The organism is Rhodoblastus acidophilus, from assembly GCF_900187365.1.
GTDB lineage: Bacteria > Pseudomonadota > Alphaproteobacteria > Rhizobiales > Beijerinckiaceae > Rhodoblastus > Rhodoblastus acidophilus.
This window is the reverse complement of the sequence record NZ_FYDG01000009.1, coordinates 106,707-131,621: the sequence shown is the minus strand read 5'-3', so window position 1 is coordinate 131,621 and position 24,915 is coordinate 106,707. Positions and strand designations below refer to the sequence as shown.

19 protein-coding genes are annotated in these 24,915 nt (G+C 64.1%); 11 read left to right on the top strand and 8 right to left on the bottom strand.

Going from position 1 to position 24,915, the window contains the following annotated elements:
• Positions 1 to 126: 126 nt before the first annotated feature.
• The gene (locus CFB24_RS16060) at positions 127 to 570 is read right to left on the bottom strand and encodes a J domain-containing protein (RefSeq protein ID WP_338066172.1); all 444 of its coding nucleotides are present in this window, start codon (positions 568 to 570) and stop codon (positions 127 to 129) included.
• A gap of 235 nt (positions 571 to 805) precedes the next feature.
• On the opposite strand from CFB24_RS16060, the gene CFB24_RS16055 reads away from it, so the two are divergent.
• The 5 genes from CFB24_RS16055 to CFB24_RS16035 all read left to right on the top strand — a co-directional run bounded on the left by CFB24_RS16055 (position 806) and on the right by CFB24_RS16035 (position 5,416).
• Positions 806 to 1,090 (top strand): BolA family protein, encoded by a 285-nt coding sequence (locus tag CFB24_RS16055; protein ID WP_088521646.1) that lies wholly within the window; start codon positions 806 to 808, stop codon positions 1,088 to 1,090.
• Between the two features lie 147 nt (positions 1,091 to 1,237).
• A complete protein-coding gene (locus CFB24_RS16050; protein ID WP_088521645.1) occupies positions 1,238 to 2,596 on the top strand; it encodes a D-alanyl-D-alanine carboxypeptidase family protein in 1,359 nt (452 codons plus the stop codon).
• Positions 2,593 to 3,771 (top strand): CobW family GTP-binding protein, encoded by a 1,179-nt coding sequence (locus CFB24_RS16045; protein ID WP_425332099.1) that lies wholly within the window; start codon positions 2,593 to 2,595, stop codon positions 3,769 to 3,771. Before CFB24_RS16050 ends, CFB24_RS16045 begins: the two co-directional genes overlap by 4 nt.
• Positions 3,772 to 3,964: 193 nt before the next feature.
• Positions 3,965 to 5,128: a GNAT family N-acetyltransferase gene (locus CFB24_RS16040; RefSeq protein ID WP_141098470.1), complete on the top strand. Its 1,164-nt coding sequence runs from the start codon at positions 3,965 to 3,967 to the stop codon at positions 5,126 to 5,128.
• Positions 5,129 to 5,416: an RNA-binding S4 domain-containing protein gene (locus tag CFB24_RS16035; RefSeq protein WP_088521642.1), complete on the top strand. Its 288-nt coding sequence runs from the start codon at positions 5,129 to 5,131 to the stop codon at positions 5,414 to 5,416. It begins immediately after the preceding gene.
• Positions 5,417 to 5,444: 28 nt separating this feature from the next.
• Here the strand turns inward: CFB24_RS16035 and CFB24_RS16030 are convergent, their stop codons facing one another.
• Positions 5,445 to 7,103, bottom strand: a complete 1,659-nt coding sequence (locus CFB24_RS16030; RefSeq protein WP_088521641.1) for an acyl-CoA dehydrogenase family protein — start codon at positions 7,101 to 7,103, stop codon at positions 5,445 to 5,447.
• Between the two features lie 84 nt (positions 7,104 to 7,187).
• Positions 7,188 to 9,239 carry a M3 family metallopeptidase gene (locus CFB24_RS16025; protein ID WP_244593280.1) on the bottom strand — a complete coding sequence of 684 codons (2,052 nt, stop codon included), beginning with the start codon at positions 9,237 to 9,239 and terminating at the stop codon, positions 7,188 to 7,190.
• Positions 9,240 to 9,357: 118 nt separating this feature from the next.
• On the opposite strand from CFB24_RS16025, the gene CFB24_RS16020 reads away from it, so the two are divergent.
• The gene (locus tag CFB24_RS16020) at positions 9,358 to 10,221 is read left to right on the top strand and encodes a YihY/virulence factor BrkB family protein (protein WP_088521640.1); all 864 of its coding nucleotides are present in this window, start codon (positions 9,358 to 9,360) and stop codon (positions 10,219 to 10,221) included.
• A 20-nt stretch (positions 10,222 to 10,241) separates the two neighbouring features.
• On the opposite strand, the gene ccrA is transcribed toward CFB24_RS16020, so the two are convergent.
• On the bottom strand, positions 10,242 to 11,534 hold the full coding sequence (ccrA, locus tag CFB24_RS16015; protein ID WP_244593279.1) for a crotonyl-CoA carboxylase/reductase: 1,293 nt from the start codon (positions 11,532 to 11,534) through the stop codon (positions 10,242 to 10,244).
• A 411-nt stretch (positions 11,535 to 11,945) separates the two neighbouring features.
• On the opposite strand from ccrA, the gene CFB24_RS16010 reads away from it, so the two are divergent.
• Entirely contained in the window at positions 11,946 to 13,928 is a 1,983-nt protein-coding gene (locus tag CFB24_RS16010; RefSeq protein ID WP_088521638.1) for a protein meaA, read from the top strand.
• Positions 13,929 to 14,010: 82 nt separating this feature from the next.
• Positions 14,011 to 14,886, top strand: a complete 876-nt coding sequence (locus tag CFB24_RS16005) for an undecaprenyl-diphosphate phosphatase (RefSeq protein WP_088521637.1) — start codon at positions 14,011 to 14,013, stop codon at positions 14,884 to 14,886.
• A 77-nt stretch (positions 14,887 to 14,963) separates the two neighbouring features.
• Here CFB24_RS16005 and dnaA read toward each other — a convergent pair whose 3' ends face one another.
• The 4 genes from dnaA to CFB24_RS15985 form a co-directional block, all read right to left on the bottom strand.
• A complete protein-coding gene (gene dnaA / locus CFB24_RS16000) occupies positions 14,964 to 16,367 on the bottom strand; it encodes a chromosomal replication initiator protein DnaA (RefSeq protein ID WP_244593278.1) in 1,404 nt (467 codons plus the stop codon).
• An 826-nt stretch (positions 16,368 to 17,193) separates the two neighbouring features.
• A complete protein-coding gene (locus tag CFB24_RS15995; RefSeq protein ID WP_088521661.1) occupies positions 17,194 to 18,051 on the bottom strand; it encodes an SDR family oxidoreductase in 858 nt (285 codons plus the stop codon).
• Positions 18,048 to 19,247, bottom strand: a complete 1,200-nt coding sequence (queG, locus tag CFB24_RS15990) for a tRNA epoxyqueuosine(34) reductase QueG (protein ID WP_088521635.1) — start codon at positions 19,245 to 19,247, stop codon at positions 18,048 to 18,050. Before queG ends, CFB24_RS15995 begins: the two co-directional genes overlap by 4 nt.
• Positions 19,145 to 19,837, bottom strand: coding sequence for a glutathione S-transferase family protein (locus tag CFB24_RS15985; RefSeq protein ID WP_088521634.1), 693 nt, complete (start codon positions 19,835 to 19,837; stop codon positions 19,145 to 19,147). The genes queG and CFB24_RS15985 overlap by 103 nt, the downstream gene beginning before the upstream one ends.
• A gap of 248 nt (positions 19,838 to 20,085) precedes the next feature.
• Between CFB24_RS15985 and CFB24_RS15980 the strand changes: the two genes are divergently transcribed.
• From CFB24_RS15980 to CFB24_RS15970, 3 genes are read left to right on the top strand one after another with little or no spacing between them, the layout of a single operon-like run.
• Positions 20,086 to 21,615 (top strand): N-acetylneuraminate synthase family protein, encoded by a 1,530-nt coding sequence (locus CFB24_RS15980; protein WP_088521633.1) that lies wholly within the window; start codon positions 20,086 to 20,088, stop codon positions 21,613 to 21,615.
• A gap of 2 nt (positions 21,616 to 21,617) precedes the next feature.
• Positions 21,618 to 23,504: a thiamine pyrophosphate-binding protein gene (locus CFB24_RS15975; RefSeq protein WP_088521632.1), complete on the top strand. Its 1,887-nt coding sequence runs from the start codon at positions 21,618 to 21,620 to the stop codon at positions 23,502 to 23,504.
• Position 23,505: 1 nt separating this feature from the next.
• The gene (locus CFB24_RS15970) at positions 23,506 to 24,906 is read left to right on the top strand and encodes an NAD-dependent epimerase/dehydratase family protein (protein WP_088521631.1); all 1,401 of its coding nucleotides are present in this window, start codon (positions 23,506 to 23,508) and stop codon (positions 24,904 to 24,906) included.
• The last annotated feature ends 9 nt before the right edge of the window (positions 24,907 to 24,915 follow it).

Genomic DNA, 24,915 nt, shown 5'->3' with positions numbered 1-24,915 from the left:
GGACGCACGGCGGCGGCGACGGGCTGAGCGTGGCGTGTTCTGAACCCTTGATAGCCTCTCGACGCGAGGGCCGACAAGGAAAAGCTTGGATTTCGCGGCGGCGGCGCGGGTGCGGACGGGGCGCGGTCACACGATGCGAAAGGAGCGTAGGACGTTGTAGGCGTTGATGATTTCGCGCAGTCTGTCTTCGTTGGAACGGTCGCCGCCATTGGCGTCGGGGTGTAATCTCTTCACCAGATCCTTGTAGCGGGCCTTGATTTCGGCCGGCCCGGCGTCGTCATCAAGGTCGAGAACGTGCAAAGCCTTGCGCGCCACAACCCCGTGCCGCGGCGTCCGGTTCTTGCCAGGCTTGCCGCCCTGCATGTGGAAGGGATCGGCCATGCCGGCGTCGGCGGCGCCGTTCCGGTCGGCGCCCATTTTCCACGTCGGCCGATGGCCGGTGACCGCGTCCTTCTGGAAACGAAGGACGTCCTCGTCGCTCATGCCGTTAAAATAATTGTAGGTCGCGTTATATTCACGGACATGGTCGAGACAGAAACAGAAATATTGCCCTTCCCGCAACCGGCCCATCGGCGCCCGGAATTCCCCCGGAGCCTGACAGCCGGGATGCGCGCAAACGGGTCCGCGCGCGCTGGGTGCGGGCTCGCTCTTGGCTTCGCGTCGAGTCCTGATACGGTCGAACAAGGGTGAGTTGAGGTTCATGTTTGCCACAATATGGCGTGGTCGGCGCCGCGGGCAAGGATGATAACGAGATTAAATCCGTTGACTTGGCGGATCGGCCGCGAATCAAGCACGAGGTGGGGATATGACGCTCAGTCTGCGCGAACGCATGGAAACGAAACTGAAAGCGGCTTTCGCCGCGAACGAGATCGAGGTGATCGACGAATCGCACAAGCACGCGGGGCATCTCGTGCATGAGGGCGGCGCGCCGCAGGGCGGGGAAACGCATTTCCGCATTCGCATCGTCTCGCCCGCCTTCGCCGGCAAGTCCCGCGTCGAGCGGCATCGCGCCGTCAATGCGCTGCTCGCCGAGGAATTCGCCGCCGGGATGCACGCCCTGGCGCTCGAGGCGCGCGCGCCCGGCGAATGACGCGGCCATGAAATTGCCGCAACCGTGGCGCATCGGCTTTCGAGCGCTTTTGAGCTTTGAATTGACAGCGCGGGCGTTCATGCAACGTCCTCGGGCGTCCCAGACGCGATTGATCCGAAACGCGATCCGGAGGTTGTGCGGAACGCCATGAGTCGCAAGTCCTTTTGTTCATCCCTGCGTCTGACCTTGCTCACGGCGCTTGTCGCCCCCGGCCTCGTCGCGCCGGATTTGGCTTTCGCCGCCCACAAACATGGCAAGGCGGCGCCCGCGCACAAGGCGGCGGTCGAGGCGCCGGCCGTTCATGTGCCGACGCCTTATGTCGCCATTGATGTGGACAGCGGCCGCGTCATCGCCGAGCGCAATGCGACCCGCGCCTGGTATCCGGCTTCCGTGACCAAGCTGATGACGGTTTATGTCGCGCTGGAGGCGGTGAAGTCCGGTCGGCTCACGCTCGACACGCCGCTGGTGGTGAGCGCGCGGGCGGCGCGCATGAAGCCCTCGAAAATGGGCTTTGCGCCGGGCACGCAGGTCACGCTCGGCAATGCCCTGAAAATGCTGATGGTGAAGTCGGCCAACGACCTTGCTGTCACCATAGCCGAAGGCGTTTCGGGCTCGGTCGAGGCGTTCGCCGACGAGATGAATGCGTCGGCGCGCGCGCTGGGGATGCAGGAATCCCACTTCGTCAACCCGAACGGGCTGCACGACCCCAACCATTACAGCTCGGCGCGCGACATGGCGGTTCTCGGCCGCGCCCTGCTGCTGCGCCACCCGGACCACGCCGATCTCTTTAATATCGGCGCGTTTCGGCTGGGAGAGCAGATCGTGCCGACCCACAATGGGCTGATCGGCCGCTACCCCGGCGCCGATGGAATGAAGACGGGCTTCACCTGCCCGGCCGGGTTCAATCTGGTCGCCAGCGCCAGCCGCTCGGGCCGCCGGGTGATCGTGGTGGTGTTCGGCGACACCTCCGCCCGCCTGCGCACCGCTCACGCCGCCGACCTGCTGAATCAGGCCTTCGCCAGCTCCGCCGCGAACGGGACCGTCGCCGATCTGCCGTCGGTGGGGGGGACGCCGCCGAACATGCAGGGCATCGCCTGCGGCGGCCGGAGCAAGGCGGCGCAGCTCGCCGCCGAAAGCGAGGATTTCGCCGCGCCGATCGCGGCGGAGGGCGAGGCGGCCGTGAGCGGGGCGGCCATCGCCGCCTTGCCGCGTCCGACTTATGAGCCGGTGGATCTGTTTGTCGGGCCGGCGCCAGGCTACCAGGGGCCGGTCGCCGGACCGCGTCCCGTCGACACGCCCATCGGCGCCATCGCCTATTCCGCGCCGCTGGCCGCCGCCGCCGCGACGGCGATTTCCCATCACGCCGCGTCCGCGCCCAAGCCCGCCGCGCGCGGCCACAAGGCCGTCGCGCCCAAAGCCGCCGCGGTCAAGGTGGCGTCGGCCAAGAAGGACGCGAAAGCGAAACCGTCCGCCGCCAAGCCGAAACACAAGGCGGCCGCGCATTGACCGGCGCCGCATCGCAATCGAAACGGCCGAATCCGGTCCCGATGACGATCCTCACGGGATTCCTCGGCGCCGGCAAGACGACCCTGCTCAATCGCCTGCTGCGCGATCCCGCCCTGGCGGGGGCGGTCGTGCTGATCAATGAATTCGGCGAGATCGGGCTGGATCATCTTTTTGTCGAGAAGATCGACGGCGACATGGTGATGCTGGCCTCGGGCTGCGTCTGCTGCACCGTTCGCGGAGATCTGGTCGATGCGCTGGAGAAGCTGCTGCGCGACCGCGACAACGGGCGCATCCGCGCTTTCGACCGCGTGATCATCGAGACCACCGGGCTCGCCGATCCCGCGCCCGTGCTGCATACGCTGATGAGCCATCCGTATTTTCTGATGCGTTTCCGGCTCGACGGCGTGGTGACGCTGGTCGATGCGGTCAATGGCGCGGCGACGCTGCGCGCGCATCCCGAAGCGCTCAAACAGGCCGCCATCGCCGACCGTCTCGTTCTGTCCAAGACCGATATGCTCGACGACGACGAAAAACGGCGCGCATTCGCGGAATTGACCCACAGGCTGGCGGAGATCAATCCGACCGCGCGCGTGCTCGACGCCATCAAGCCGATCGGCGCGGCCGACCTGCTGAACGCCGGGCTTTACGACCCGGAAACCGGGAGCCTGAACATTCGCGCCTGGCTGAACGCCGAGGCGCTGGAGCGCGAAGCCTGCGGCGTCTGCGGCGAGGTTCATGACCATGACCACGCACACCACGACCACGATCACGCCCATCATCATCATGGCGGCCATGACGAAGCGATTCGCAGCTTTTGCCTGACCAGCGCGGAGCCGCTCAGTCTGGACGCTTGCGGTCTGTTTCTGGAAATGCTGCGCAGCGCGCACGGTCCCAATCTCTTGCGCGTCAAAGGTCTGATCGCGCTGTCCGACGATCTCGAGCGCCCGCTGGTGATTCACGGGGTCCAGCACGTCTTTCATCCGCCGGTTCGGTTGAGCGCTTGGCCGGACGCCGACCGGCGCACTCGGATCGTCTTTATCGTCAAGGACTTGCAGGCGACGTTTGTCAACGGACTTTATCGCGCCTTCGCCGGCCAGCCGGCGGTCGATACGCCGGACGCGGCGGCCCTTGGCGCCAATCCGCTCGCGCCGCGGTCGGGCGGCCTGTTGGGCTGATTTCTGGCCTAAAGCTTGAATGCTTCTAAGCTAGAGTTGTTCTGGCGCGGTCGTTTCGTGTCAAACCGGCGCAATGGGCCGGATTTTGTCGCGGGTCTGACCGGAGGTGAAGCATTTGACCGATCCGCACTGGTTGCCTGCCTCATTCCTGAACGGGCCGGCGTCGAGCGCGCCAAACGCGCTCGCGCGCGCCGTGGACGAGTCTCGCCCGGACTTTGTGCATTTCCTCGAATGTCTGAGCGCGGAGGCGGCTCAGACCTATGAGGATCAGTGGAGGGATCTCGCCAATCGCGCCCTCGAGCCCAACATTTTTTTTGAGCCCGGTTTCGCCCTGAACGCCGCCCGCCACCTTCCCGGCGCGGGCCAACCGAAATTCCTGTTGTGCTGGGAGGGGGGGCGCGTCGAGGCGCGCGGCCGCCTGCTCGGTCTTTGGCCCATTTGCATCCCGAAATCGGCGTTTCCGTCCATCGCGCGCAGTTGGCGCCACGAATACGGCTGCTCATGCGCGCCCTTGCTCGACAGCGCCTGCGCGCTCGTCGTGATGGAGCAAATGGCGGCGTGGCTCCGGGACAATCATCCGCGCCTGAGCGTCGTGGAAGCGCCGCTGCTGATCAAGGCCAATCCGACCTATGCCGTGATGCGCGACGCCGCGCGCCAGCGCAATCTCCCGTTCAATCCGATGGGGCAATATGACCGCGCCGCGCTCGACGCCACTTTGGTCGCGGTCGGCGCGCGCGACTTCGTTTCCGCCAAGAAGCGCAAGGAACTGCAGCGTCAATTCCGGCGTTTTCGCGAGTTGGGCGCTGTCGCCTTCCACATGACGCACGACGCCGACGACCTCCGCACGCAGATCGAGGCATTCATGCTGCTGGAGGCCAAGGGGTGGAAGGGGCGAAAAGGCACGGCCTTCCTGAATCATCCGGGTTCGGCGGCGTTCCTGAGGGCGATGAGCCGGACGCTCGGACGCGAGGGCAAATGCCGGATCTACTGGCTTTCGCTCGACGGCAGGATGATCGCCGGCAACATTGTCCTGTTGGATCGCCGCGGCCAGGCCTATTTCTGGAAAACCGCCTATGATGAGGACTATGCCGCGTTGTCCCCCGGCGTATTGCTGACCATGGACATGACGGACCGGCTGCTGAACGACAAGGAGGTCGAGATCGTGGATTCCTGCGCCATTCCCGATCATCCGATGATCGATCATCTGTGGCGGGTGCGGCTGCCGGTCGCCGACGTCATGCTGGGCGTCGCGCCGGAGGGGCGTTTCGCCTTCAACGGCCTGCTTCAGCGCGAGAAGTTTCGTCGGTCCTTGCGCGAGAGGACAAAGGCCGCGCTGGCGCGAATCAAGGCGCGCTGAATGGGGGAGGGCGACCGTCAGCGCCTCGACAAGTGGTTATGGTTCGCGCGCATGGCGCGTACGCGCGTTCTGGCCCAGGCGCTGGTCGAAAACGGCTATGTCAGGGTGGACGGGCGAAAGACGGACCAGGCCGCCAAACAAGTGGGGCCGGGCAATGTGCTGACCCTCGCCCTGGCGCAAAAAGTCGTCGTGCTGGAAATTCTTGGCTGCGCCGAGCGGCGCGGCTCCTATCCGGACGCGCAGAAACTCTATCGGCTGATCGGTCCCGACGCCCCCGAAGGTGAGTGAGCGCGCCGGAGCGGCGCGCCCGGTCTTGTTACTCCTCGAGCAGGCGACGCGCGATCACCTGGGCCTGAATTTCCGCCGCGCCCTCGAAGATGTTGAGAATGCGGGCGTCGCACAGCACGCGCGACACCGGATATTCCAGCGCGAAACCGTTGCCGCCGTGGATTTGCAGCGCATTGTCCGCCGCCGCCCAGGCGACGCGGGCGCCGAGCAGCTTGGCCTGGCCGGCTTCGAGATCGCAGCGCTTGCCGGCGTCTTTCGCGCGAGCGGCGAAATACGTGATCTGGCGGGCGATGTGCACTTCCACCGCCATCATCGCGATCTTGTCGGCCACGCGCGGGAAATGCACCAGCGCCTTGCCGAACTGGATGCGCTCCTTGGCGTAGCGCAGGGCCAATTCCATGGCGCATTGCGCGACGCCGACCGCGCGGGCGGCGGTCTGGATGCGGGCGCCCTCGAACGTCTGCATCAACTGCTTGAAACCCTGGCCCTCGACGCCGCCGAGCAGGTTTTCCGCCGGCACCTCGAAACCGTCGAAGGCGATCTCATATTCCTTCATGCCGCGATAGCCGAGCACGTGGATTTCGCCGCCGGACATGCCCTTGGCCGGGAAGGGATTGGAATCGTCGCCGCGCGGTTTTTCCGCCAGCAGCATGGACAAGCCCTTGTAGCCGGGCTCGCTGGGGTTGGTGCGGGTGAGCACGGTCATCAGGTCGGCGCGGACCGGATGGGTGATCCAGGTCTTGTTGCCGTTGACGATATATTTGTCGCCGTCCTTCACCGCGCGGGTGCGCAGCGAGGCCAGATCCGAGCCGGTGTTGGGCTCGGTGAACACCGCCGTCGGCAGGATTTCGCCCGAGGCGATCTTGGGCAGATATTTGGCCTTCTGTTCCGGCGTGCCGCCGCACAGAATCAGTTCGCCGGCGATTTCCGAACGGGTGCCGAGCGAGCCGACGCCGATATAGGCGCGCGACAATTCCTCGGTCACCACGCACATGGCGTCCTTGCCGAGGCCCATGCCGCCGAATTCTTCGGGAATGGTCAGGCCGAACACGCCGAGATCGGCGAGGCCCTTGATGATCTCGAGCGGAATATAGTCGTTCTTGAGGTGCCACTCATGCGCGTGGGGCAGCACTTCGGCTTCGGCATATTTGCGGATTTCCGCGCGGATGGCTTCGAGCGTTTCGTCGAGGCCGGGCGTGCCGACCGTGGCCGAGGCTTCGGCGTGATCGACCAGATCGACCAGTCGGGCGCGGTTGGGGACCGTATTGCCGGTCGCGATCAGCGCGTCGATCTCCGGCGTCTTCCTGGCGGCGATGGCTTCCGGCGACAGGCCGAAATCGGACGGGCGCACGAACTCGCCCTGGCTCATGGGAATGCCGCCGAAAATCTGCGCCAGATATTCGCCGACGCCGATGCGGGTCAGCAGATCCTCGGTCTCGCCGTAGCGGCCCTCGCCATCGACGCGCTCGGCATAGGCCAGCATCTCGCGCACGGATTCGACGTAAGTGGCGAGCCAGGCGAGGCCGTGGGCGGCGTGCTGTTCCTTTTCGATCAGGGCGTTGGACAATTTGCCGTTTTCAACGACTTTTCCGCGCAGGCTGGCCACGGCCTCGGCGTAGAGCGCCTCAATGGCGTGGGTCGCCTTGCGGCCGAGGGCAAAAAATTCTTCTTTGGCGGCCTGAGTCATTTCGGCTCCTGCGTTCGGACATGGGAATTGTCGTGTTTGAAACGGCTTAAAGCGCCGCTTTTCGCAGCGCAATATGACCTTCGATCATACAAAACCCTTCTTTCGTAGCAGGGCCGCCGTATCAGGCGCCCGGCCGCGAAAGGCGGCATAGGCCGCGTTGGGGTCGCGGCGATTGCCGGCCGCATAGACGTGATCGCGCAGGCGTTTGGCTGTCGCCGGATCGAAAATGTCGCCGGCTTCCTCGAAGGCCGCGAAACCGTCGGCGTCCAGCGTTTCCGACCAGAGATAGGAATAATAGCCGGCCGCATAGCTTTCGCCCGCGAATATGTGCGCGAAATGCGGGGAGCGGTGACGCATCACCATGAAGGCGGGCATGGCGATGTCCTGGAGAACGCCGGCTTCGGCCGCGCCGATTTCCTCGGGCGAATCGGCGCGCCAATGCAGTTTGAAATCGACCAGAGCCGAGGCCAGGAATTCGACGGTTTGAAAACCCTGGTTGAAATGCCGCGCCGCCACGATCCGGTCGATCAGCGCCTGCGGCATGGGCGCGCCGGTCTCGAAATGCGTCGCGAATTTTTGCAGCACTTCCGGGCGTAGCGCCCAATGTTCGTAAACCTGGGACGGGAATTCGACGAAATCGGTCGGGGTCGAGGTTCCGCTCATCGAGGGATAGACCACGTCCGACAGCATGCCGTGCAGGGCGTGGCCGAATTCGTGGAACAGGGTGATGACTTCGGTAAGCGTCAGCAGGGAAGGGCGGTCCGGCGCGGGTTTGGAAAAATTCATCACATTGACGATCACCGGGCGCTCCTCGCCGCCCAGCTTCTTCTGGCCGCGGAAATTGGACATCCACGCGCCCGAACGCTTGCCCGCGCGGGCGAAATAGTCGCCGTAGAAGATCGCGACATGGCGCCCTTGCCCGTCGGTGACCTCGTAGGCGCGCACATCCGGGTGATAGACCGGCAGATCGTCGCGGCGCTGGAAACGCAGGTCGAACAGTTTTTCCGCGCAATAAAAGGCGGCCGCGATCATGTTCTCCAACTGGAAATAGCCGGCCAGTTCGGCCTGATCCAGCGCGTAGCGCGACGCCCGCAGCTTTTCGGCGTAATAGCGCCAATCATGCGCGGCCAGGGTGAAATTGCCGCCGGCCTCGTCCACGCTCTGTTGCAGGGCGGCGCGCTCCTCCTCAACCCGGCGCAGCGCCGGCGTCCACAATTGGTCCATCAGCGCGGCCGCGGCGCCCGGTTCATGCGCCATGGTCGGTTCGAGCTTGTAATCCGCATAGGTCTTGTAGCCGAGCAGGCGCGCCTTCTCCTGCCGCAGCGCCAGGATTTGCGCGATCAGCGGCCGGTTGTCGGTCTTGCCCGGATTTTCCCCGCGCGCGATCCAGGCCTTGAACAGATCTTCGCGGAGGTCGCGCCGGCTGGACTGGCTCAAGAAGGCTTCGACGCTGGAACGCTGCAGCGTGAGGGCGTAGGGCTTGGCGGTGTTCCGCTCCTTCGCCGTCTGGGCGGCGGCGGCCTTCACGTCTTCGGCCAGACCCGCGAGGTCGCTTTCCTCCAGTTCAAACAGGAAGTCGGTTTCGTTGGCCAGCAGGTTTTGCGAAAATTCGGTTTCGAGCGTGGTCAGGCGCTCGGCGATCTCGGCGTAACGCGCGCGATCCGCGCCTTGCAGCGTCGCGCCGGTGCGGACGAAGCTTTTATACGTGAGTTCGAGCAGGCGGGCCTGCTCCTCATCCAAAGCCAGAGTCTCGCGCCGGCCATAAAGGTCCGCCACACGGGCGAACAGCGCGGGATTGAGCGAAATGGCGGTGTAATGGCGGGTGAGGCGCGGTGAAATGTCGCGTTCGATCGCGCGCAAGTCCTCGGTCGAATCCGTGCCGGTCAGGTTCCAGAACACGCCGCCGACCTGGTTGAGCTTTCTCCCCGCCAATTCCAGCGCGTCGATGGTGTTGGCGAAGGTGGGCGCGTCCGGATTGGCCGTGATGGCGGCGATGTCCTGTTCATGTTCGCGCAGGGCTTCGTCGAAGGCCGGTCGGAACTGGTCTGTCGCGATCTGCGTAAAGGGGGGCAGGGCGAAAGGCGTGTCCCATTCCATCACAAGCGGGTTCTGCACAAGCGGGGTCTGCGCGGCCATGAAAAAATCTCCGTTCGCCTGAAACATAGGCGACGGGCCGCCGCCTCGCCACCTGTTACATTGTGGCGTCATTCGAATGGGTCATAAGCCCGTCGGTCATTGCGAACGCGAGAGAGGCATGCTCGAATTCTGGCGTCTGGCCCTGGAAAGCGCGCGCAATTTCGACGGCGACGATGGCTACGCCATGTCGAGTCATATCGCCTTGCAAGGCCTGACGGCCATTTTCCCCTTTCTGATTTTCGTCACCAGCCTGGCGGGTTTTTTCGGCGCGCAGAAAATGGCGGATGACGCGGCCGGGACCTTCTTCGACATCTGGCCGCCGCAGGTGTCCGGTCCCATACTCAATGAAATCCACCGGGTGCTCAGCGCGCGGCACGGCGGCTTGCTCACCCTCAGCGCGGCGCTGGCGGTCTATTTTTCCTCCAGCGGCGTGGAGGCGCTGCGGACGGCGCTGAATCGCGCCTATGGCGTGAAGGAGACGCGGCCGTGGTGGCGGTTGCGGCTGCAGTCCATCGGCTACGTTCTGATCGGCGCCCTGGCGCTGTTGTCGTTGACCCTGCTGCTGGTGCTCGGTCCGGTGATCTGGGCCGGCCTGCTGCGCCTCGCGCCCGCGCTGGAGCCGGCGAGCCATCTGGTGGCCTGGGGGCGTTATCTCGTCGCCACGATCATCCTGCTGGTGGCGCTGATCGTGGCGCATCGCGTGCTGCCCAACGCCCGGATACGGCTGTGCGACTGTGCGCCCGGCATCGCGCTCACCTTCGGCGCCTGGATGATCTTCGCGCTGGCCTTCAGCGCCTATCTCTCGCGTTTCGCCTTCAACTACGTCGCCACCTATGCGGGCCTCGCGTCGGTGATGATCGCCATCGTGTTCCTCTACGCGCTCGGGGCGATTTTCATCTATGGCGCGGAATTGAACGAGGCCGTGGCGCGGGCCCGGCAGGCGCGGGGCATGAAAAAGGGCGGGACCGAAGCCCCGCCCTGAACCGAGAGGTTTTGAGGCGGTCAGCCCTTGCGGCGGCCGGCCTCGATCACGTCTTCCACGGTGCGCAGCCCGGTCTCGACCGCATTGACCAGCACCGCCATATTGCCGGGCGCATGCTGGTTCTTCCACATTTTCATATGGGCCAGCGGGATCTTGGCCCAGGGGAAGACTTCGGACATGCAGGGGTCGACGCGGCGATCGACCACGAAATTGTTCGCGGCCGCCGCCTGTTTCAGATGGGCGAAATGCGACCCCTGAATGCGCTTCTGACGCATCCACACGTAGCGGGCGTCGAAGGTGAGGTTGAAGCCGGACGTCCCCGCGCAAAACACGATCATGCCGCCGCGCTTGCACACCAGAGTCGAGACCGGAAAGGTCGCTTCGCCCGGATGTTCGAAGACGATGTCGACATCCTTCTTGCCGGTGATGTCCCAGATCGCCTTGCCGAACTTGCGCGCTTCCTTGGTCCACTCGTTATATTCGGGCGAATTGACCTTGGGCAGCTGGCCCCAGCATTTAAAATCCTTGCGGTTGATCACGCCCTTGGCGCCGAGCGAGAGCACATAGTCGCGCTTGCTCTCGTCGGAAATGATGCCGATGGCGTTGGCGCCGGCGGCGGCGATCAACTGCACGCCGAACACGCCGAGACCGCCCGAGGCGCCCCACACCAGCACGTTGTCGCCGGGCTTCAGGCGGTGCGGCTCATGGCCGAACAGCATGCGATAGGCGGTGGCGAGGGTGAGCGTGTAGCAGGCGCTTTCCTCCCAGGTGAGGTGCTTGGGCCGCACCATCAGCTGGCGGTCCTGCACGCGGCAGAACTGGGCGAACGAGCCGTCCGGGGTTTCGTAGCCCCAAATCCGCTGCGACGACGAGAACATCGGGTCGCCGCCGTTGCATTCCTCGTCGTCGCCGTCGTCTTGGTTGCAGTGCACCACGACTTCGTCGCCGACCTTCCAGCGCGTGACCTTGGAGCCGACCGCCCAGACGATCCCCGAGGCGTCGGATCCGGCGACATGATAAGGCAGTTTGTGGACGTTGAGCGGGGAGATCGGCTCGCCCAGCGCCGCCCACACGCCGTTGTAATTGACGCCGGCGGCCATCACCAGCACCAGCACGTCATGGCTGTCGAGTTCCCAGGTGGGCACGACTTCGAGCTGCATGGCGGTGTCCGGCGGGCCGTGACGATCCTGGCGGATCACCCAGGCGTGCATGTTTTTAGGAACATGGCCGAGGGGCGGAATTTCGCCGATCTCGTAGAGGTCTTTATAGACCGGCGTCTTTTCGACGCTGGACGTTGGCGTGTGATCGTTCAACGCTCGCTCCTCTTGTTCTGTTCTTATTTCCTGTGCCGGCGCAATGCTAAAACGGGGCGCGCGCATTCGGGAAGCGAAATTTGCTGCACTGCCGCATCTTGCATTTATGGAAACGGGCGCTCGCCGCAAAAGTTCGCGCTTTCGCCTCCGTTAAACCGCGGAAATAAACACTTTTGGCAGGTTTGGCGAGTGTACTTGCGGCTATGATGCTTTCTCCTTAAGTCCAACTTCGCATAGGTCGCCGCCCGATCCGCCCCACGCGGCAAAAATCGCCTTATCATGTTGAAAATAAAAGTGGTTAGGCTGAAATCAGCCCCGGTCGTCCAGGCTTGACGGCGCATTGTGCTTTGCGAAAAAGTGGGGCAAAGCATCGTTTCACAGAAACGCCGTCAAACCTTGTGGGAGGCTCGAATGACCAAGACCCAGACCGGCCGCGACAAGCCGTGGATTTTCCGCACCTATGCGGGTCATTCGACCGCCGCCGAATCCAACAAGCTCTACCGGGGCAATCTCGCCAAGGGCCAGACCGGCCTGTCCATCGCCTTCGACCTGCCGACTCAGACCGGCTACGATTCCGATCACCCGCTGGCGCGCGGCGAAGTCGGCAAGGTCGGCGTGCCGATCAGCCATATCGGCGACATGATCACGCTGTTCGACGGCATTCCCATCGCCCAGATGAACACGTCGATGACGATCAACGCCGCCGCGCCCTGGCTGCTGTCGCTCTACATCGCCGCCGCGGACCTGCAGGGCGCGCCGCGCACGGTGCTGCAGGGCACGACCCAGAACGACATCATCAAGGAATATCTGTCGCGCGGCACCCATATCTTCCCGCCGGGTCCGTCGCTGCGCCTGACGCGGGACGTCATCCTGTTCACCACCAAGGAAGTTCCCAAGTGGAACCCGATGAACGTCTGCTCCTACCATCTGCAGGAAGCCGGCGCGACGCCGGTGCAGGAATTGTCCTATGCGCTGGCGACGGCGGTGGCGATTCTCGACACGGTGAAAAACTCGGGGCAGGTGGCCGAAGCGGACTTCGGCGAAGTGGTCGGGCGAATCTCGTTCTTCCTCAACGCCGGCATGCGCTTCGTCACGGAACTGGCCAAGGTCCGCGCCTTCACCGAGCTTTGGGACGAACTGACGCTCAACCGCTATGGCGTCAAGGAGGAGAAGCACCGCCGCTTCCGTTATGGCGTGCAGGTCAATTCGCTGGGGCTGACGGAACAGCAGCCGGAAAACAACGTCTATCGCATCCTGATCGAGACGCTGGCGGTGGTGCTGTCGAAAAAGGCGCGCGCCCGCGCCGTGCAATTGCCGGCCTGGAACGAGGCGCTCGGCCTGCCGCGCCCGTTCGACCAGCAATGGTCGCTGCGCCTGCAGCAAATCCTGGCCTATGAGACCGACCTGTTGGAATATGGCGACCTGTTCGACGGCTCGGTCGAGCTGACCAAAAAGGTCGAGGAGCTGAAGCAGGAAGCGCTGGCCGAACTCGCCGCCATCGACGCCATGGGCGGCGCGGTCGCGGCGGTGGAGACCGGCTATCTCAAGTCCAAACTGGTGGAATCCAACACCCGTCGTCTCGAATCCATCGAGGCGGGCGAGCAGATCGTGGTCGGCGTCAACAAATTCATCGAGAGCGAGCCGTCCCCGCTCACCACCGGCGACGGCGCGATTCTGGTGGTGCCCGAGCACGTCGAGGCCGAACAGGTCGAGCGCCTGAAGGCCTGGCGCGCCCAGCGCGATCCCAAGGCGGTGGAGAAGGCGCTGGCCGATCTGCGCGCCGCCGCGCAGGAAGACCGCAATATTATGGAGCCGTCGATCGCGGCGGCCAAGGCGGGCGTCACCACCGGCGAATGGGGCCAGACCTTGCGCGAGGTTTTCGGCGAATTCCGCGCGCCAACCGGCGTGAGCCGCACCGCCCGCGAGACCGGCGGTTCGCTGGAGGCGGTGCGCGGCGAGGTTGATCGCGTGTCCAAGAAGATCGGGCGGCGCATAAAATTCCTTGTCGGCAAACCCGGCCTCGACGGCCATTCCAACGGCGCCGAACAGATCGCGGTGCGCGCGCGCGACGCCGGCATGGAGGTGGTTTACGAAGGCATCCGCCTGACCCCGGCGGAGATCGTCAACGCCGCGCTCGAGGAGGGCGTTCACGTCGTCGGCCTGTCGATCCTCTCGGGTTCGCATCTCCCGCTGGTCCGCGACGTGCTGACCCGGATGAAGGCGCAGGGCATCGCCGACGTGCCGGTGATCGTCGGCGGCATCATTCCGCCGGAAGACGAAAAGCAGCTGCTCTCGGAGGGCGTCGCCGCCGTCTACACGCCGAAGGATTACGAACTCAACGCCATCATGGCGGATATCGTCCGCGTGGTGGAAAAGAGCGCCGAAGCCGCCTGAACCGGCCGCAAGACATTGCCAGCCTCCGCCGCGTGGGTCAAAAACGGCGGAGGCTTTTTCATGATTCGACAGGAGTGCGCTCATGGCCGCCGAAGCCTGCACCCAGGGACTGGACACAGGATTTATTGAACTCGGCGCCGCCAAGGTCGCCGTGCTTGGCGTGGTTCAGGGTATTTCGGAACTGCTGCCGATTTCTTCCACCGCGCATATGCGCATCGTTCCGGCGCTGCTCGGCTGGCGCGACCCCGGCTCCGCGTTTTCCGCAGCCATGCAATTGGCGGCGCTCGCCGCCGTGATCTCCTATTTTTGGCGCGATTTCGCCGGGCTGGTCAGCGGCTCCGTCAATGCGGTCTGGCGGCGCGATTTTCGCGACTGGCAGTTTCGCTTCACCACCTGGATCATGCTGGCGACCTTGCCGCTGGTCGTTTTTGGCGTGCTGCTCTCCAAGACGCTGAACACATGCGGGTCGCCGCTGCGCAGCCTTTATGTGATCGGCGCCGCCTGCATCGTGATGTCGCTGCTGCTGGCGATGGCGGAAAAATTCTGCAAGCATCGCCGGACGCTGGATCATGTTTCGCTCAAGGACGCCATGCTGGTCGGCCTGGCGCAGGTCGGCGCGCTCATTCCCGGCGTGTCGCGGTCGGGATCGACCCTGACCGCCGCGATGTTCCTCGATCTCAAGCGCGACGAGGCCGCCCGTTTTTCGTTTCTGCTTGGGTTGCCCGCGATCTTTCTCGCCGGCGTCAAGGAGCTTTACGAACTGCATCACGCCCATCTGTCGCTCGACGGCTGGATGATCCTCGGCGTCGGACTGCTGGTCGCCTCGATTTCCGCCTTTGCGGCGATCTGGAGCCTGATGAAATATCTGGAGCGGTTCTCGTCCTGGATTTTCGTGTTCTATCGCTTCGCGCTCGGCGTCGTCCTGATCGCCGGCGTTTCCCTGGGCTGGCTGGCCTGACATTCGGCTGACGCAAAAAAGCGCGGCCCCGATAGGATCGGGGCCGCGCTTTTATGTGCGTGATGTCGAAGCGGGGGTCAATCCTCGAGCAATTGCTTCAGCAGGTCCAGTTCGCGTTTCAGCGCATTGTCCTTGGCGACCAGCGCGTCGATCTTCCGAACCGCGTGCAAGACAGTGGTGTGATCGCGGCCGCCGAAGCGGCGCCCGATCTCGGGAAGCGAACGCGGCGTCAGGATTTTGGCCAAGTACATGGCGATCTGGCGCGGCTTCACCACATTGGCCGTGCGGCGCGACGACAGGATATCGGCGCGGCTGACGTTGAAATGGGTCGCGACCAGTTTCTGGATATCCTCGATCTTGATCCGCTTGGCCTCGCGATGCCGGATCAGGTCGCGGATGGCGTTTTCCGCCTGTTCGATCGACAGAACCGCGCCGACCAGCGTCGTATGGGCGAGCAGACGGTTGACCGCGCCGTCGAGATCGCGGCCGTTGGTGCGGATCAGGTTGGCGACCATGACCACCACGGCGGGCGAGACGTCGAAGGCCGGCTGCACGATTTTGGTCGCCGCAATCCGGGCTTCAACGATCTTGAGCCGCAATTCGTCGTCGAGCGGGTGAATTTCGACGCAAAGCCCGCCGGCGAGGCGCGAGCGGATGCGCTCGTCGAGATTGTCGAGTTCGTTGGGCGTGCGGTCGCAGGCGATGACGACCTGACGGCCATTGTCGATCAGCGAGTTGATGGTGTGGCAGAATTCCTGCTGGATCGCCTTGCCCTGAAGGAATTGCACGTCATCGATGATGAGGATGTCGATCCCGCGCAGCGATTCCTTGAACGACAGCGAGTTCTGCGACTTGAGCGCCGAAACGAAGCTGTACATGAATTTTTCGGCCGTGAGATAGAGCGCTTTGCGCCCCGCTGAGGTCGCGGCCTGAGCGATCGCCTGGACAAGGTGGGTCTTGCCGAGCCCCACGCCGGCATGAATGTAGAAGGGATTGTAGATCGACGAGGACCGGCTGACCTCCTGCGCGGCGGAAAAAGCCAGCTGGTTGGATTTGCTGACCAGGAAGGTCGCAAACGTCATCCGCGTATCCAGCGTCGAGGTTTCCACCCCCGCGTTGGCTTCCTTGTAGATCTCGCGGGGCGCCCCGGCCGCGGCGGCCTGCGCGCCTGCGCCGCGCGCCAGCGCCGCAGGTTCGGCCTCGGCGCTTACGACGCTGAAAGTCGAGGTGCGCACCGACAGGAAGATTTCCGAGATGTCTGGAAGCTGCGCCAGGGCGATCGCGCGGAGCTTGTCGTAATAATGCGCGTGAATCCAGCTCTTGAGAAATTTGGTCGGCACGGAAAGATAAGCGCAACCTTCAGTAATACGGTCCAGTTCAAGACGTGTGAACCAAGAGGAGTAAATGGCGTCACCCAGTTCGGCGCGCAGGACGGCGCAAAACTTGGTCACCTCTTCGCCATAGGCGTTGGCGTCGGTCATTGCTTTTTGAGTGTTTGCCTTTGCCATTTTCGTCTTCTTGTCTTTTGCTTGCTTGTCGACGCTATATTTATGAATACGTAGACAAAGGCTGTCTCGTCTATGCGCGAGACCTACCTTATTCGTATCCGGAAACCACGCAGGGATACAGGATCATGACATCATTTGGGCGTCCGACAAATTAGCTTCCATGCCTTTTAACAAAAATCCCCACTAAAATCAATAATGAAATGAATCAGTTGGGGCGCATATTGCTCGTCATCGGGCCATCTTAAGTAGATGTCTTGCTTTTCTTGAGTATCTAAACTCAACTACATTTGTTTGTGTATGGTTAAGCTTGAACAATACATAACAAGATGTTCACGGCCAAACGATACACGCCGAGGGTTGGCCACGCAACGGCCAAACAACGATTTTTCGACTCTTGCGGCCCGCAAAACGGCCCGCGCAAGCCTCCTTTGATCCGATGCGCCGGGGAACGCGCCGACTCCGAGCAAAAACATTCAGGCGCCCGGCGCACAAAAAAAAGTTACTGCCACGCTCGCGGCGATTCGGGCCCCCCTTGAACCGCTGAGTCAAGAACGCGTCCAGCGCGTCCGCGAGGCACTTTGCGGATAAGTATCGAAAAACTCAGGACCTTGCAGCACCGCCACCCTGACGGGGCGAAAAAAAATTCCGGGCTGGCTGATCGGACACAGCGGCCGCGCCCCCATGTCGCGCCCGAAGCGGGAGCGGACGGCGTTCGCCCCAGAGCCCCAGGCGGCGCGCCCGCGCCCCCGCGCCAAGGCGCGCAGGATCGTTCCAAAAGGCGGGTCAGCACGCTTCGGGGTCACGCGCCGGCCAAGGCCGTTACGCCTTCGCGATAGGTGGGATAGGCCAAGGCGACGCCCAATCCGCTTTTCATTCTTACATTCGCCACTCTCTTGTTCTCGCCGTAAAAACTGCGGGCCATGGGGGACAGCCGCGCCTCCGCGAAGTCCTGCTCCGGCGGCGGCGCGACGCCCAGCGCTTGCGCTGCGTAAGCCACCACATCCTGCGGCGGCGCCGGTTCGTCGTCCGTCACATTATAGACGCCGGCCGCCGCCGCGCCGGCGAAGCAGGCGTCGATCGCCCGGCCGATGTCCGCGACATGGATGCGATTGAACACCTGGCCGGGCTTGACCAGACGCTTGGCGGTTCCGTCGCGCAACTTCTCGATCACGCTGCGTCCGGGACCGTAGATTCCTGACAGCCTGAGGATATAGACCTGCTTGCCGAAGCGCTCGCCCAGGGCCAGCCAGTCATTCTCCGCCGTCACCCGCCAACGGGTCCGCTCATTGGCGGGCCGCAGCGGCGCGGTTTCGTCGATCCAGGCGCCCTGATGGTCGCCATAAACGCCGATCGTCGAGAGATAGACGATGGTCTTCAGCTTCGGCGCCGCCGCGATCTCGTCGCTCAGTCGGCGGAGCACGGGATCGCCTGCCGCATCGGGCGCGGCGCTGACCAGCGCGGCGTCGGCCTCGGCCACAGCCGCGCGCAGGCGCGGGTCGATTTTCTCCACGCCGCCGTCAAAAGGCAGCAGATGGAGGCGCCCGGCGCCCGCGACGTCGGGCGCGCGTTTGGTGGCCGTTATCCGCTCGAAGGTCCTGGCCGCTTCGGCCGCATAAAAGCTCGCGCTATAGCCGAGCCCAAAGATCACAAGATTCACGGCGTTCCCCATTCCGAGCGGACGTCCGGGTCCGGCTCATCGCTATTTTTCGCGGCCAAGCTCGCAAATTCGTCGCGGGGCAGCAAGCGCGCCAGCGCCCAGACCGCCATGCCGCGCACCAGCGCTGATTCATGGCCGAGCCGCGCTTTCGCCAGCGGCGCGAGCGCCCCGTCGCCGGAATTGCCGATGGCGAGCAGCACATTGCGCAGGAATCGCGCGTGGCCGATCCGCTTGACCGGATTGCCCGAAAATTTTTGGCGGAACGCCGCCTCGTCCAGCGCCGCGAGTTCGGCGAGCGGAGGCGCGACAAGATCGGCGCGCGCGGAAAATTTCGCCTCGCGGGCTGTTTGCGCGAATTTGTTCCAGGGGCAGACGGCGAGGCAATCGTCGCAGCCATAGATGCGGTTGCCGATTTTTTCGCGCAAGCCGGCAGGGATCTGCCCCTTGGTCTCGATGGTGAGATAGGAGACGCACAGCCGCGCGTCGATTTTCCCGGAGTCGAGCGCCCCGGTGGGGCAGGCGTCGACGCAGGCGCGGCATTTGCCGCAATGGTCCGCTTCCGGCGGGTCGGCGGGCAGGTCGAGGTTGGTGAAAATGCTGCCGAGAAACAGCCAGGAGCCAAACTGGCGCGACACCAGATTGGTGTGCTTGCCTTGCCATCCCAGTCCGGCGGCGGCCGCGAGGGGCTTTTCCATCACCGGCGCGGTGTCCACGAACACCTTGACCTCGCCCTCCACGCCCGCCTGCGCGCGCGCAAAAGCTAAAAACGCGCCGGCGAGTTGCTTCAGCTTGCCCTTGATGACGTCGTGATAGTCGCGATTCCTGGCGTAAACCGAGATGGCGCCGGCGTTCGGTTCGACCGGCGCGAGGTCCGGCCCATAGTTTATGCCGAGCATGACGATGCTGCGGACGTCGGGCCACAGCTTGCGCGGGTCGGCGCGCCGGTCTCGCCGTTCCCCTAGCCAATCCATGTCGCCGTGCCGGCCCTCGGCGATGAAGGTTTGCAGCGCGGCGGGGGCGTGCGGAATGGCGTCGGGCCTGGCGACGCGGCACGCGTCGAAGCCGAGGTTGCGCGCCTCGCGGCGCAGAAAATCTAGAAGTCCATTTCCGTATAGATCGGATTGACCGCCACGCCCGGCGCCCGGTCGGCCAGCAGCGGGCGGAAACTCGGTCGGCTCTTGACGCGCTGGTACCATTGCTTGGCCGGCTCTTCCTCGTCCCACGGCACGTCGCCCAGATAATCCACGCTCGAAAGATGGGCGGCCGCCGCGAGATCGGCATAGGTCATGCGGTCGCCGCCGAGCCAGTTCCGGTTCTGCGCCAACCAGGAAATATAGCGCAGATGATGGCGCACATTGGCGCGCGCCGCGCGCACCACGTCCATATCGGGCGCGCCGCTGCCGATTTCGGTCGCCATGAAGCGTTTATAAACTTTTTCCGTCACCAGCCAATTGGAGACTTCGCCGAAGAACTTGTCGTTGAACCAGGCCATCAGGCGACGGGTTTCCACCCGCTCGCGCGGCGAAACCGGCAGCAACCGGTGAATGCCCAGCGACTCGCCCAGGATTTCATCCAGCCATTCCGCAATGACGCCCGCGCCCGGAATGACGTGATTGTCCTCCGTCACCAAAACCGGCGTCTGGCCGGCCGGATCGAGCATGAGAAACTCGCGCCGGCGCTCGTGGACCCGTTCCTCGATCAATTCGGCTTCAACGCCGTATTCGCCGAGCGACAGGCGGATGAAGCGCGAGAGCGGACAGAGCGGATGATGATAAAGCTGGAACATGCCCGACTTGTAAGTCTTTTCTCGGCGGGACGCACCCTATAGAAGCGCGCCTCGCCCCCAAGAAGCCCTCACGTTTGAACGAAAGCCTTAACGGGTCATTAACACCATTTCGTTAACCATTTTCCCAGTTACCTAACGGAATGCTCGATAAACCCTCGCGGGCGCGTCCGCAATTCCGTGGGCCGCGTCGTCCGCGCGCCGATGCGATCCGGGGGCGGCCGCCTCTTGCGCCATGAGGATAAGGTGCGATGAACTTTCAACCCGCCGTCCCGGGCAAGAAAAACCTCCCGGAGCGCCTGTTCGTTTTCGAACTCGCCAACAACCACATGGGCGATGTGGCGCACGGCCTGCGCATCATCGACGAGATCGCCGCCGCCGCTCAAGGCTATCCTTTCAGCTTCGCCTTCAAACTGCAATATCGCGATCTCGACAGCTTCATTCATCCCGATTTCGTCGATCGGATGGACATTAAATACATCAAGCGTTTCTCCGAAACCCGGCTCGACCGCGCCCAAACCCGCCAGCTGGTTGAGCGCATCAAGGCGCATGGCTTCCTGGCCATGTGCACGCCCTTCGACGAGACTTCGGTGGATCGCATCGTCGAGGATGGTTTCGACATTGTGAAAATCGCCTCCTGCTCGTTCACCGATTGGCCGCTGCTGGAAAAGATCGCCCAGACCGACATGCCGGTGATCGGCTCGACCGCCGGGGTCAGGCTCAACGATCTCGATAATGTCGTCGCCTTCATGCGCCATCGCGACAAGAGCTTTTCGCTGATGGCCTGCGTGGCGCAATATCCGACGCCGCGCGAAAAGCTCCAGCTCAACCAGATCGACGTGCTGAAGGCCCGCTACGCCGATTTGCGCGTCGGCTATTCGACCCATGAAGACCCCGCCGAAACCCTGCCGGTCGTCATGGCCGTCGCCAAGGGCGCCAGCATTTTCGAGAAGCACGTCGGCGTCGCCACCGAGCGTTATGCGCTGAACGATTATTCGGCCAATCCCGCCCAGGCGCGCGCCTGGCTGGAGGCGGCGCGGCAGGCCTATGCGATGGCGGGCCTCGAAGGCGCGCGCATCGAGCCGAGCGCCGGGGAATTGGAGGCGCTTGCCGGTCTGCGCCGCGGCGTGTTCGCCAAGCGCGCGATCAAGGCGGGCGAGCGGCTGCGCGACGAGGATGTGTTCTTCGCCATCCCCTGCCAATCCGCTGCGATCACCGCCAACGACTGGTCGAAATACAGCCAGTTCCAGGCCACCTGCGACATTCCCGCCCAAGCGGCGGTCACCGCTGAGAACACCGAGCTGAGGCAAGTGCGGGCCAAGGTGCGCTCCATCGTCGATCGGGTCAAAGCTTTGCTCGACCAGAGCCGTGGCGTCGTGCCCGGCGAAGCCGAGCTGGAAATTTCCCACCATTATGGCATCGAGCGCTTCGACGAATTCGGCATCACCATGGTGACCGTCGTCAACCGTCACTATTGCAAGAAGCTGATCGTCGTTCTGCCCGGCCAGACGCATCCCGAGCAATATCACGAGAAAAAGGAAGAGACGTTCCACGTTCTGCACGGCGAACTGGAGCTGCTGCTCGACGGCGTGAAACGCGTCTGCGGCCCCGGCGCGGTGGTCACCATCACGCCGGGCATGCGCCACGCCTTCCGCAGCCAGACCGGCGCGGTGTTCGAGGAGATCTCCTCGACCCATTTCGTCGGCGATTCCTTCTACACCGACCCCGCCATCGGCGGGAACGCCGAGCGCAAGACGCTGTTGCGGCACTGGATCGACTGACCATGACCCTCCAGACCATCAAGGCGGAGGGAGCCGAAACCGTCCCGGCCTCCATGCGCCTCGCGGATTACGTCGCAAGCTTCGTCGCGGCGCAGGGCGTGAAAACCGTGTTCCTGGTGCCGGGCGGCGGCGCCATGTTCCTGGTCGACGCCTTTGGCAAGTCGAGCGAACTCGACTATGTGCCCAATCATCATGAGCAGGCGTCGAGCATCGCGGCCGAGGCTTATGCTCGCGTCCACGGCCGCCTGGGCTGCGCCGTGGTGACCACCGGACCCGGCGCGACCAACGCCATCACCGGCTGCGCCGGGGCCTGGATCGAATCCGTTCCGCTGCTGATCCTCTCGGGGCAGGTCAAGCGCGCCGATCTTATCGGCGCGAGCGGCGTGCGCCAGATGGGGCCGCAGGAGGTCGAAATCGTCAAAATGGCGGCGCCGATCACCAAATACGCCGTGACCGTGCTCGATCCCCAGGACATCCGCTTCCATCTGGAAAAGGCGGTTCACCTCGCCACGACGGGGCGGCGTGGGCCGGTCTGGCTCGACATTCCCCTCGACGTGCAAAACAGTCAGATCGAGCCGGCGGCGCTGCGCGGCTTCACGCCGGAGGCGACGACGCTTTCGCCCGATCTGGAGGGTTTCGCGCGCGAAGTCCTTGAAGACTTGCGCAAGGCGGAACGCCCGTTGCTGCTCGCCGGCCATGGCGTGCGGCTCGCCGGCGCGGCGGACGCTTTCCGTGATCTCTATGAAACGCTCGGCGTTCCGGTGGTCACCACCTGGAACGCCATGGACTTGATCCCTTCAAGCCATCGCCTGAGCGTGGGCAAGCCGGGAACGGTCGCATTGCGCGCGCCCAATTTCGCGGTGCAGAATTGCGATCTGCTGCTGTCCATCGGCGCGCGGCTCGACAATGTGGTCACGGCCTACAATCCCCAAAAATTCGCCCGCTCGGCCAAAAAAATCGTGGTGGATGTCGATCCGGCCGAGCTGAACAAGTTTCCGGAGGATTCCGGCATCACCCGCAAGATCCAGGCGGATGCGAAAGACTTTGTCGAAACGCTGCTGCGTCTCGCCCGGCGGCAGCCGGCGCGCAGGCTCGACGTCTGGCTCGACCGCTGCGCCGAATGGAAACGCAAATATCCGCTGGACGCCACGCCGTTCCCGGATTCCGGCAAGATCGGCCATTTCCACCTGACCAAGGCGCTGTCGGACGGGCTGCCGGAAGACGCGCTGATCGTCACGGGGTCGTCGGGGCTGGGCGTTGAGTTCTTCTACACCGGCTTCGCCAACAAGCCGGGCCAGCGCGTGTTCCTGACATCGGGGCTTGGCGCGATGGGCTATGGCATGCCCGCGATGATCGGGGCCTATATGGCGTCCGACCGCCGGCCGTTTTTTGGCGTTGAAAGCGATGGTTCGCTGATGATGAACCTGCAGGAAATGCAGACCATCGCCAGCCAGAACCTGCCCTTGCGCATGTTCGTGATCAACAATCGCGGCTACGCCTCGATCCGCGCCACCCAGCGCAATTATTTCGACGGGCGCTATGTCGGAACGGGACCGGAAGCCCGGCTCGGCCTGCCCGACTTGCCCGCCCTCGCCAAAGTGTTCGGCTGGGACGCCTTCGTCATCGAAGACGCCGCCGATCTCGACGCCGGCATTGCGCGCGCCGTGGCGCATCGGGGCGGGCCGCTGCTGATCGACGTGCGCGTGGTCGAGAACGAGGCGCTGTTCCCGAAATCGGCGGCGCTGTTCAAGGAAGACGGCTCGATCCTGTCCATGCCGCTGGAAGACATGTCGCCGCTGTTGCCGCGCGACGAATTCCGCGCCAACATGATCGCGCCGCTCGATCCCGCTTCGGAAAACGTGCCGGCGCATTTGCTGCCCAAGAGTTGACATGCAAACAGTGGACGGATTCGCGGTCTCCGACCTCGCGCAGGCTTGCGGCCGCATCGGGTCGGCGCTGAAAAAACTCGACGGCGCCGCATTGTTCATCACCGGCGGCACCGGGTTTTTCGGGCGCTGGCTGCTGGCCTTGCTGGCCTACGCCCGGACGGCGGACATCGCCGCCTGCGAGGTCACCGCTCTGTCCCGCGCGCCCCGCGATTTTTGCGCTGAACACCCGGACTTCGCCGCTCTGCCGTGGCTAAAATTCTGCGAGGGCGACGTCAGCTGTTTCGAATTTCCCAAGGGTCGCTTCACCCATGTGATTCATGCCGCGACGGACACCAGCGCCGAAGCCGACCGCAATCCGCGCCGTCTGATCGGCTCGATTGTGGACGGCACGCGGCGCGTGCTGGATTTCGCCGCGCTGGCCGGGGTCGAACGGCTGCTCTATGTGAGTTCCGGCGCGGTTTATGGCGCGCAGCCCCACGACATCGCCAACATCCCCGAAAATCATCCCGGCGCCTGCGATCCGCTCGATCCGCGCACCGCCTATGGACAGGCGAAGCGGCTTGCGGAACATTTTTGCGCCCTTGCGACCCGCGACGGCCTGGAAACGGTCGTCGCCCGCGCCTTCGCCTTTGTCGGGCCGGGCCTGCCGCTCGACGGCCATTTCGCCATCGGCAATTTCATCGCCGATGCGCTGGCGGGCCGCGAGATCGTGGTCAAGGGCGACGGGACGCCGCTGCGCTCCTATCTCTACGCCGCCGACCTCGCCGCGTGGCTGATCAAACTGCTGGTCGAAGGCGAGAGCGGGGCGGCCTATAACGTCGGCTCCGACGCGGAGGTTTCCATCGCCGAACTCGCGCGGCTCGTGGCGAAAACCCTCGGCGCGCCCGGGGTGAAGATCGCGCAGCCGGCAGGCGTTCCGGGTTTTCGCTCGCGCTACATTCCGTCGATCGACAGGGCGCGCGCGCTCGGGCTCGACGCCTGGACGCCGCTTGAACAGGCGATCGCCCGCACCGCGCTTTTCGCGCGCCAGCAGGCGACGGCGCCGCGGCCCGCGCCGGTCGATCGCAACGCGCAGGCCGACGGCAAGACATTGACTTTTGTCGTCGATGTCGACGGCGTGGTCGCCAGCCTCACGCCCGGCAACGACTACAAACTCAGCACGCCGCTCACCGGGACGATCGAAATCGTCAATCGGCTTTACGACCGGGGCCACCGGATCGTCATGTTCACCGCGCGCGGCTCGGCCACCGGGATCGACTGGGCGCAGCTCACGCGCGACCAGTTCGCGCAATGGGGGCTGAAATATCACGAGCTGCGCTTCGGCAAGCCCGCCGGCGACTATTACATCGACGACCGGCTGATCTCCCTGTCCGAGCTGCGGGCGTTGAGCGGGCCGGTTTAGGGACTTTTC